This window comes from Pedobacter polaris, assembly GCF_005116505.1.
Taxonomy (GTDB): Bacteria; Bacteroidota; Bacteroidia; order Sphingobacteriales; family Sphingobacteriaceae; genus Pedobacter; species Pedobacter polaris.
In genome coordinates this window covers 295,108-305,232 of record NZ_SWBR01000001.1, presented here as the reverse complement: position 1 = coordinate 305,232, position 10,125 = coordinate 295,108, and the positions used below count along the sequence as shown (strand labels likewise).

Genomic DNA, 10,125 nt, shown 5'->3' with positions numbered 1-10,125 from the left:
TTTATTAAATAGTGATTATATAAGAAAACCCTCAGAACTTATAGTCCTGAGGGTTTAATATGGGTATTTTTAGCGTAAAGCTTACATCATGCCACCCATGCCACCGCCACCCATTGGAGGATGTGCGCTAGCACCAGCTTCTTCTTGCTCATCTGCTAAAACAACTTCTGTTGTTAATAACATCGCTGCAATAGAGGCTGCGTTTTCTAATGCTACACGACTTACTTTAGTTGGATCGATAACACCAGCACCAATTAAGTTTTCGTAAACATCAGTACGAGCATTGTAACCGAAATCTGCTGAACCTTCTTTTACTTTTTGTACCACGATAGAACCTTCAATACCTGCGTTTTCACAGATTTGACGTAATGGTTCTTCGATAGCACGACGAATAATTTGGATACCAGTATTTTCGTCTTCGTTAACACCTTTTAAATCTGCTAAAGCAGCAACTGCACGAATAAATGCAACACCACCACCAGCAACAATACCTTCTTCTACAGCTGCACGAGTTGCATGTAAAGCATCATCAACACGGTCTTTTTTCTCTTTCATTTCAACCTCACTTGCAGCACCTACATAAAGTACAGCAACACCACCAGAAAGTTTAGCTAAACGCTCTTGTAATTTTTCTTTATCGTAATCTGAAGTAGTAGTTTCAATTTGAGCTCTGATTTGACCAACACGAGATTTAATATCTTCAGATTGACCTGCACCATTGATAATAGTTGTATTGTCTTTATCAACAACAACTTTTTCTGCAGAACCTAAATAAGTTAAATCAGCATTTTCTAATTTATAACCTCTTTCTTCTGAGATAACAATACCGCCAGTTAAGATAGCGATATCTTCTAACATTGCTTTTCTTCTATCACCAAAACCTGGAGCTTTAACAGCAACAACTTTCAGAGAACCACGAATTTTGTTAACAACTAATGTAGCTAAAGCTTCTCCATCTAAATCTTCAGAAATGATAACCAATGGCTTACCAGTTTGAACAGTTTTTTCTAAAACTGGCAACAATTCTTTCATGTTGCTGATTTTTTTGTCGTAGATTAAAATGTATGGGCTTTCTAATTCTGCTTCCATTTTATCAGCATTAGTTACAAAGTATGGAGATAAATAACCTCTATCAAATTGCATACCTTCAACTGTTTTAACTTCAGTTTCTGTACCTTTTGCTTCTTCAACAGTGATAACACCATCTTTACCAACTTTACTCATTGCTTCTGCAATTAATGAACCAATAACGTCATCGTTATTAGCAGAAATTGAAGCAACTTGTTTAATTTTGTTGTTGTCATCGCCAACAGCTTGAGACTGTCTTTTTAAATCAGCAACAACCGCAGTAACTGCTTTATCGATACCACGTTTTAAATCCATTGGATTTGCACCAGCAGCAACGTTTTTAATACCAGTAGTGATAATTGCTTGCGCTAAAACAGTAGCTGTTGTAGTTCCATCACCTGCAATATCTGCAGTTTTAGAAGCCACTTCTTTAACCATTTGAGCACCCATATTTTCAATTGGGTCTTTTAATTCTATTTCTTTAGCAACAGTTACACCATCTTTAGTGATTGCTGGTGAACCAAATTTTTTGTCGATAATTACGTTACGACCTTTTGGACCTAATGTTACTTTTACTGCATTCGCTAAAATGTCAACGCCTCTTTTCAGAGCGTCACGTGCTTCAACGTTATATTTTACTTGTTTTGCCATTATTTATAGATTTGAGATATGAGAATTGAGATTTGAGACAATCGTCTCTAACTCAAGATATACCTAATTTTAAATGATTTATTTTTTAAAGAGTTCCTAAAATATCAGTATCTCTCATGATAAGATATTCTTTACCTTCGATGGTAACTTCAGTACCACCATATTTGCTGTATAAAACCTGATCACCAACTTGTACACTTAAAGGAATTAGTGTTCCTGTTTGATCAGCATGTCTACCCGGTCCAACTGCAACTACAACACCTTGTTGTGGTTTTTCTTTAGCGGTATCAGGAATATAGATACCTGAAGCTGTTTTTTCTTCTGCAGCAGCAGTTTCAACAACTACTCTGTCTGCATTAGGTTTAAAGTTTAAAGCCATAAATACTTTTATTTTTAGTTTTTGTAATTGAATTAATTCGTAATGTAAACGATGAATAGGATTAAACAGTTTTTGTGCCAAGACTGTTTTGCTTGTCAAATTTACATTTGCTGTCAGTTTCTGGTTTTGGGATAATAATTTCAAGTGTCAGACTGGCAGAAAATAAAAAATGCTCAAGTCAAAAGGCTTGAGCATTTTTGAATACTAAAACTAGTATTTAAAATCAGCAAAGATTACGGTAAACTAATTTTCTATCTTTTGTGTCGTATTAGTTATTGAAATACGTCGTAATTCTACTTTATTAGTTCTATACTTGTTATCAGGCAAAGCTTCGGTTATATATAAGTTGTAATTATCTTCAAAAAATTTTGGCCTTGTGGCTAAATTTAGAAATTCTTTCCATGAGATGTAACTCACATTTGGCTTTTTATCAGTTAGATTAAGTTTTGCTGATTTTGAATTTAAGAAGGTATAAATTAGATTATCATAAGGTCGGCTTTGATCAATAGCAGGAAGGCACATACAGAAAAAAGTATAACCAACTTCATAACCATCTTTAATCTCAATAGAACGTAGGTTTTTTGGGATATTTAATGTGTCTACAAGAAAATAAACATTTTTCTTATCCTTTTGGGCATAGCTATAAATAGAGCTGCAAAGTAAACTGAAGACTAACATTAATATCTTTGAATGTTTGATAATTAGAGTGTTTGGTGTTACTTTCAAACTCATTGAGTTATTGAATAGCCACCAAGATCTACTTTGTTAGTTCTATACTTGTTCTTGGGCAATACTTCCGTAATGTATAATTCATAATTTTTTTTAAAAAGATAAGGGTTTGAAGTAATTTCCAAAAGTTCTTTCCATGACATGTAGTTAAATGGTGGTGTCTTGTCAACAACAACTCTTTTTTCCTTGGAAACTATAAATGAAAAAATCAAGTCCTTATATGTTGGAGGAAGACACCTACAATAGAAGATGTACATGATTTCATAATATCCATCTTTTATTTCTGCAATTCTATTGTTTTTTGAAATGTTGATTGTGTCAACTAAGAAGTATACTTTTTTCTTTGTTTCTTGACTATAACCTGTATTTGCAAGAAAGTTAAAGCAGCATACGAAAATAAATATCTTTATACAATTCATAGTTATAAATTTTAATTATAGGAATAATAAATGACTTTAGGGACAAATTGATGGTAATTTATTAGCCGTTGGAATGTTAATAGTATTATTTAAATTAAATGTGTTTAACTCTGCCGAGGTAATAGAATATTTAGACTTTATATTTTCATATATATTTAACAAATCTAATTTAAGAACGTTATATGCATATAACTGAGCAGGCTGTGTTGCTGGAGGAGCTTCACCTGCATTATCCAAGCCATATAGTGCCGCCATTCTGTATTCTTTAAGGGTATAATCATTTCCTCCCCATTTTTGTAACATATTTACCATATTGTCAAAATAACTTTCCAAGAAAGTAGAATGGTCCGTATAGTTAGAAACACCTCCCAAATAAGTTTCTCGTGCTTTAACATAATCTAAGATACTTATTGACCATGCTGAATTTGTAACCTGAATTGGATTTCCATAAACTCCATTTACAATGGTAAACTTTGAATAAGCATGTGCTGTTTCATGTATCAAAGTAACCGCTATAAATAATTTAGAGGCATTTGTCAAAGCAGATTTATTTAAATAAACAGTTGAACTCATTAAGTTATTTCCTCTTGTTTCCCCTAAACTATATTTTGATGGACCCCATGACTGAGATGAATAAGTATAAGTTATATCTGGTAATGCTGTAAATTTTCCCATAAATGGCCATAATAATTTTCTAAATGCAGAATCAGATGCAAGTTTATTAAATATTAGTTTATCTAAACAAGGATAGTTAGTTTTTAAAGAGTCCGTTTTCTTTACATCTTGTGGACAAGTCGCCAATCCCGTAGTACCTCCAATACAAGTTTTACAGTCATCACTCCATACAGCAGTCCCATTAATTATATTATTACAATCTATTATATAGGTATAATCTTCAGGACCACCACCACCACCTTCACTACTTCCATAAGTCTTCTGTGTTTCGCCATTATTAGCTGTTCCAGAGCAAAAGCTTTCTGAGCCCAATAATTGTTGAGGTCCATTGTAACCACCAACACTAATGTATCCATAATGGTTAATTGTAAAGCAATATTCCCTTCGCTTATATGTAATCTTCTTAAAAATTTGTTCACTTGCTGGTTCAATAGAAAAAATCTCCTCTTCATCACCAATTGCATATCCACGTTTAAATTTACCATTCCAATGTTCAATTACCAAGCTGCCAACGAATTTTTTGCTATTTGATGTGGCCGTTGGCAAGAGAACAACCCATTCAGCCTGCAGGTTTTGTTTCTTGTCCTTGTAAACCATTAGGTAGCTCGTTTTTTCAAGTTCCTTCTGGTCTTTACCATCTTCATAACCAATCTTTATTTTGTGCTCATATTTAATGGGTACAATAACGGCATCGCCAATTGATATTTTTTTTGTACTTGCCTTGTCCCATAAGGGAGTCTTGTCAAGCGAATGCCTTAAGTTGTGGTCGTTTAGCTGAGGTAGGTTTACAACTTCATCCTCGAAATAACTTCGAGCTTCTGCTACGAGTTCTAGTTGTGTTGCAGGTAAATCGTTATTGGCTGATTTTTTACAAGAGATATAAATACTTGTAATTAGAAGAATGATTGCGCCTAGTGCAAGGTAGTTTCTTGAGAGTAAAATTTTTTTCATAAGATGGCTTTAACTTCTTTCAAAGTAAGAATAATAATAACATAAGCAAATTATTTTATATAGACCCCTATTAAAACAGGACGAAGGTATGTTTTCGGGATAAAAATTATTTTTCTAAAAGTATTTAAACAAAAAAACTCCTAAGCTTTCGCTTAAGAGTTTTTTCACTATTTCGTTTGAAGAAATTATTTTTTTGTAGTATCTCCAGTCTTAGGAGTTGCTGCAGGAGTAGTAGAATTTGCTGGAGCACCACCACCTATTACAGATGGAGTTGCAGCTTTGTTAATTAATTCATCAGCTTTACCTGCTGCACCAGTACTAGTAACGCCAGCACCAGATTTGCCAACAGTAGTAATTGCTAATGATGCAATTACAATTAAAGTTAACAATACCCAAGTTCCTTTTTCTAAAACATCGCCTGTACGTTGTACGCCAAACATGTTACTTCCTGATCCACCGGTTGCTAAACCACCGCCTTTTGGGTTTTGTATTAAAACGAATAAAGCCAATGCAACGCAAAAAATAATTAATAAAATGACTAATAAGGTTACCATGTATAATATGTTGTTAAATTTTCTTTTCTAAAGATTGAATAAGGTCGGCAAAGTAACGGCTTTTTTCTGGAAACTTCAAACTTAATTTTTCATAAGTGTCTATCGCCTTGTGATAAAGCATTTGCTCGATATAAATTGCAGCCAAAGTTTCAGAAACAAGGTCGTTATGATCTTCTGCACTTTTCTTTGCCTTATTCTCTGTATTGATCTGTTCTGCCTTTGGAGGTCTAATTTGTGGTTCATTTTTAATAAATGAATCTATAATGTCTGTTCCTTTATGTGCAACGTGTTTATTTATTGGCCCTTTACTTGCTTCATTTGCCACATTAAATGGAGTTTGCAAATGAAAAATATGCTCTACATATTGTTGTTGTAGCTCGCTAGGGTTTTGATTATTGCTCTTTTTAGGGCTAACATAAGGCTGAAAAATCTGCTCATGTTCTTTACGTGTTTTTGCCAACCACCATAAAAAGGTATATGGCAATTTATCATCGTCATATTTACTAACCGTTTGTGCTTCTGCTTCTTGGTCGTATTCCTCAACTACAGGAATGGATTTTGCTTCTTCTTTTGCAATTACCTCTGTGCTAAAACTTTTTTCAAATGCAAAAAAATCTGAAGCTACAATACTTTCAATAGCTAACTCATCTGGTAACGCCTCTTCTGGATTGCTTGCTTCTTCAAAAGCTGGGGCCGATTTTAATTCTTCAGTTGGAATAAATTCTGTTGCATTTAACTCGATAATTTCATCGAATGTTTCTTGTTCATCTTCTTGATGAACTTCAGCAGGTGCAGTATTTACTTCATTAATCTCCTCTAATAACTCATCATCATTATTTGCCTCAACAGGACTTGTAGCTATTTCTGCAATTTCTTCGAAAGTTTCCTGCTCATCAGTAACTAAATCTTCTGAAGGATTTTGTTCAATAAACTCGACGTTTTCTACAGGTTCAATCTGCTCAGTTTGCTTCTCATCTGCCTTGATGGCGCCAAAAGATACCACATTTAAGTGCTTTTGCGTCAATGTTTCTGGTTGATGAATGACCTGGTGCAATAAACTGCCATTGTTGTATAGTGCAGCTGTTGCTAAGTTGGTATTTTGGTTTTCGCTGTTTAAGCTAGCCTTTGCTAATAACAAATGTAAAGGTTGGTAGTATGGGTACGTTTTTACCAGATTTTGCAACATACCAGCATGCGCTTGTGTAACCAATGATGGTTTTGCAAGTAAATATGCCAGTTGTTGTTTCGTTTCTAAATCCAGCTCCATGCCGCTAAGTTAATAATTGAAAGCTCATTTCTTACCATTGTGCAAAAGCACGGTTAAAAATATTCTCGGTAAGTTTAACATTTACTGCTTTGATTAACTTTTGTTGTTGTGATTCTAAACTTTGACCCGCCAAAGAAAAATCTTCAAAAGCGGTAAAATTTTCTTCGAAGCTTTTACTTTGCTTAAATTCTGTATTATTAGTGTACTTAACGGTAACTGTGATGGTTAAACGATTGGCGCCTGCAATTGGAGCCTTATTGTCTTGTATGGCAATAGGTTTAATATCATAGCCAGTTATATTCCCTGTAAAAACTACATCAGCTTCATTTTGCGTAATACTTAATCTACTTTGAGTACGAATACGTTCTTTTAAATCTTCAGTAAATAAATTACTTAAATTAGGTACCACTAAAGGTGCATTATTTTCAAAAAGTTCAACTCTAACAGTTTTTAACCCATCAGTTGATGCCCCATTAAACTTATAACCACATCCGCTGAGAGCGAAAACTGCTAAAATGAAAATGATTTTCTTCATAATTTATAAGTTAAGTTCTTTAATTTTACGGTAAAGTGTACGCTCAGAAATACCCAATTCTTGTGCAGCGAATTTACGTTTACCTTTATGTTTTTTCAAAGCCTTTTTAATAAGGTCAGATTCTTTATCTATTAAAGACAATGATTCTTCTACTTCTTCTACATCATGTGCATAATTATACTCATTTGGAATGTTTTGCGCTGGATGTTTGATGGTTAAAGTAGGTTCATTATTATGGCCTGATGAATCAACATCTTGATACAATTGGTTGATATATTGGGGATTGTCAGCAATGATATGCGCTGTATTACCGCCATTTTGGATAATCTCTGCTACCAACTTCTTTAATTCCATCATGTCCTTTTTCATGTCAAACAGCACTTTATAAAGGATATCTCTTTCAGAAAAATCTTCTTTGCTATTTCCGTTTAACGCCATAGGCAAATTAGTTGATTGTTCATTCGGAATATAGTTTAGCAAAGCTTGCGCATTGACATTTCTATCCTTCTCTAAAACGCAAATTTGCTCAGCAATATTTTTCAACTGCCTAACATTTCCTGGCCAACTATAATTACTTAAAATCTGAATAGCTTCTGGCTCTAGTTGAATACCAGGGCTGCGGTATTTATCACTAAAATCTGCAGAAAACTTACGGAACAGCAAATAAATATCTTCCTTGCGTTCATGTAATGCTGGAATGCGCAAAGGAACAGTATTTAACCTATAATATAAATCTTCACGGAATTTGCCAGATTTAACGCGGTTATAAACATCTACATTAGTAGCTGCAATGATACGCACATCTGTTTTTTGAACTTTAGATGAACCTACACGTAAATACTCGCCGCTTTCTAAAATACGTAATAAACGAGCTTGCGTACCCAATGGTAATTCAGCAACTTCATCTAAAAAGATCGTTCCACCATTGGCAACTTCAAAATAACCCTTACGAGCCTCGTGTGCACCGGTAAATGAACCCTTTTCGTGACCAAATAACTCTGAATCTATTGTGCCTTCTGGAATTGCACCACAGTTTACCGCAATAAAAGCACCATGTTTACGGGTGCTCATTTGGTGTATAATGTGAGAAAAAACTTCCTTTCCACTACCACTTTCTCCGGTAATTAAAACCGACATGTCTGTAGGAGCAACTTGTCTGGCAGTATCTATAGCACGGTTTAACAATGGCGAACCACCAATTATGCCGAACCTATTTTTAATATCTTGTATATCCATTTTTTAGTGTTATGGGTTGTGAGTTGCGTGTTATGTGTCCAGACTTGTAACCTACAACTCGTAACAGGTAACTTATTTCACTATTCTTCCTAAAAGCGTAGCTGATGTACAACGTTCTATATAAACGTTTACATATTCGCCTGGCTTTACATTTTCCACTACTGGAAAAACAGCCATTGCATTTTGGTCATTGCGACCCCTAAATTCCTTATCAGATTTTTTAGAGAAACCCTCAATTAAAATTCTCACGGTTTTGCCTATAAATTCTTCTAGGCAAGCTAAAGAATCTTCTTGTTGCTTTTTAAAGATCTCTGCTAAACGGCGAGCTTTTACATCTTCAGGAACATCATCAGCGTATTTACGAGCGGCTAAGGTTCCTGGTCGTTCTGAATAAGAGAAAGTATAAGCAAAATTGTATTTCGCATAATCCATAATACTCAATGTATCTTGGTGCTCTTCTTCAGTTTCTGTACAAAATCCTGCAATAATATCTGCAGAAATTGCACAACCTGGAATAATGCGACGAATAGCATCAATTCTATTCATATACCACTCACGTGTGTAAGTACGGTTCATTAATGCTAAAATTCTTGTATTGCCTGATTGAACAGGTAAGTGAATGTAATTACAAATATTATCGTGTTTGGCAATGGTATATAAAACCTCGTCTGTTATATCTTTTGGATGTGAGGTTGAAAAACGAATACGTAATTCTGGACTAATTGCAGCAACCATTTCTAACAATTGAGCAAAGTTAACAGAGCCATCTTCATCTTCTTTTTTCACTAACTTTTCTGGAAGTTCGCTTTTGTTGCTCAATGCTTCCAATAAAGCATCACCAGTTAAAGTGTTCATTTCATCAGTCAAATCATCAATAATAACTTTTTCCGCTTTAGGCTGATTCCACTGATACGAATCAACGTTCTGACCTAATAAAGTAACTTCGCGATAGCCATTTTCAAATAACTCTTTAGCTTCTTTAACAATAGAAAAAGGATCTCTGCTTCTTTCTCTTCCTCTTGTAAATGGAACTACACAAAAAGAACACATGTTATCGCAACCACGCATAATGGTTACAAAAGCTGTAATTCCGTTACTATTTAAACGAACTGGACTTATATCGGCATAGGTCTCTTCACGAGACAAGATTACGTTTACGGCTTTATGACCTTCTTCTACTTGACTAATTAAACCTGGTAAATCACGGTAAGCATCCGGCCCAACAACCACGTCAACCAATTTTTCTTCTTCTAAAAATTTTGCTTTCAAACGTTCGGCCATGCAGCCCAAAACACCAACAATTAATTTAGGATTTCTCCGTTTTTCTACCCCGAATTGCGAAAGCCTGTTGCGCACACGAGTTTCAGCATTTTCACGGATAGAACAAGTATTAATGAAAATTACATCAGCTTGATGATAGTCTCCCGTAGTTTCAAATCCAGTTTCTGCTAAAATAGATGCAACGATTTCGCTATCTGCAAAATTCATTTGGCAACCATAACTTTCAATATACAGTTTCCTGCCATCGCCTTTTGGAGCCTCTAAAATTAGTGCTTCTCCTTGGCGCTCTTCATCGTGTTTCTTATCGGTAAGCTGTAAATCAATCATAATTGGGCTATGGGTTATGAATTATAAGTTATGGCCCCAGATCTTTAACCTGC

General features: G+C 34.7%; 10 protein-coding genes. All 10 read right to left on the bottom strand.

Going from position 1 to position 10,125, the window contains the following annotated elements; genetic code table 11:
* Positions 1-81: 81 nt before the first annotated feature.
* The 10 genes from groL to FA048_RS01350 all read right to left on the bottom strand — a co-directional run bounded on the left by groL (position 82) and on the right by FA048_RS01350 (position 10,072).
* Positions 82-1,719: a chaperonin GroEL gene (groL, locus tag FA048_RS01395; protein ID WP_136838217.1), complete on the bottom strand. Its 1,638-nt coding sequence runs from the start codon at positions 1,717-1,719 to the stop codon at positions 82-84.
* An 85-nt stretch (positions 1,720-1,804) separates the two neighbouring features.
* Positions 1,805-2,098, bottom strand: coding sequence for a co-chaperone GroES (groES, locus tag FA048_RS01390; RefSeq protein WP_136839375.1), 294 nt, complete (start codon positions 2,096-2,098; stop codon positions 1,805-1,807).
* A 243-nt stretch (positions 2,099-2,341) separates the two neighbouring features.
* The gene (locus FA048_RS01385) at positions 2,342-2,830 is read right to left on the bottom strand and encodes a hypothetical protein (RefSeq protein ID WP_136838215.1); all 489 of its coding nucleotides are present in this window, start codon (positions 2,828-2,830) and stop codon (positions 2,342-2,344) included.
* On the bottom strand, positions 2,827-3,246 hold the full coding sequence (locus FA048_RS01380; RefSeq protein WP_136838213.1) for a hypothetical protein: 420 nt from the start codon (positions 3,244-3,246) through the stop codon (positions 2,827-2,829). The genes FA048_RS01385 and FA048_RS01380 overlap by 4 nt, the downstream gene beginning before the upstream one ends.
* Before the next feature lie 36 nt (positions 3,247-3,282).
* The gene (locus FA048_RS01375) at positions 3,283-4,872 is read right to left on the bottom strand and encodes a hypothetical protein (protein ID WP_136838211.1); all 1,590 of its coding nucleotides are present in this window, start codon (positions 4,870-4,872) and stop codon (positions 3,283-3,285) included.
* Positions 4,873-5,057: 185 nt separating this feature from the next.
* Positions 5,058-5,426, bottom strand: a complete 369-nt coding sequence (secG, locus tag FA048_RS01370) for a preprotein translocase subunit SecG (RefSeq protein ID WP_136838210.1) — start codon at positions 5,424-5,426, stop codon at positions 5,058-5,060.
* A 13-nt stretch (positions 5,427-5,439) separates the two neighbouring features.
* Positions 5,440-6,693, bottom strand: a complete 1,254-nt coding sequence (locus FA048_RS01365) for a hypothetical protein (protein ID WP_136838209.1) — start codon at positions 6,691-6,693, stop codon at positions 5,440-5,442.
* A 31-nt stretch (positions 6,694-6,724) separates the two neighbouring features.
* Positions 6,725-7,228 (bottom strand): LptE family protein, encoded by a 504-nt coding sequence (locus tag FA048_RS01360; RefSeq protein ID WP_136838208.1) that lies wholly within the window; start codon positions 7,226-7,228, stop codon positions 6,725-6,727.
* 3 nt (positions 7,229-7,231) lie between these two features.
* A complete protein-coding gene (locus tag FA048_RS01355) occupies positions 7,232-8,464 on the bottom strand; it encodes a sigma-54 interaction domain-containing protein (RefSeq protein WP_136838207.1) in 1,233 nt (410 codons plus the stop codon).
* A gap of 72 nt (positions 8,465-8,536) precedes the next feature.
* Entirely contained in the window at positions 8,537-10,072 is a 1,536-nt protein-coding gene (locus tag FA048_RS01350; protein WP_136838206.1) for a MiaB/RimO family radical SAM methylthiotransferase, read from the bottom strand.
* Positions 10,073-10,125: the final 53 nt, after the last annotated feature.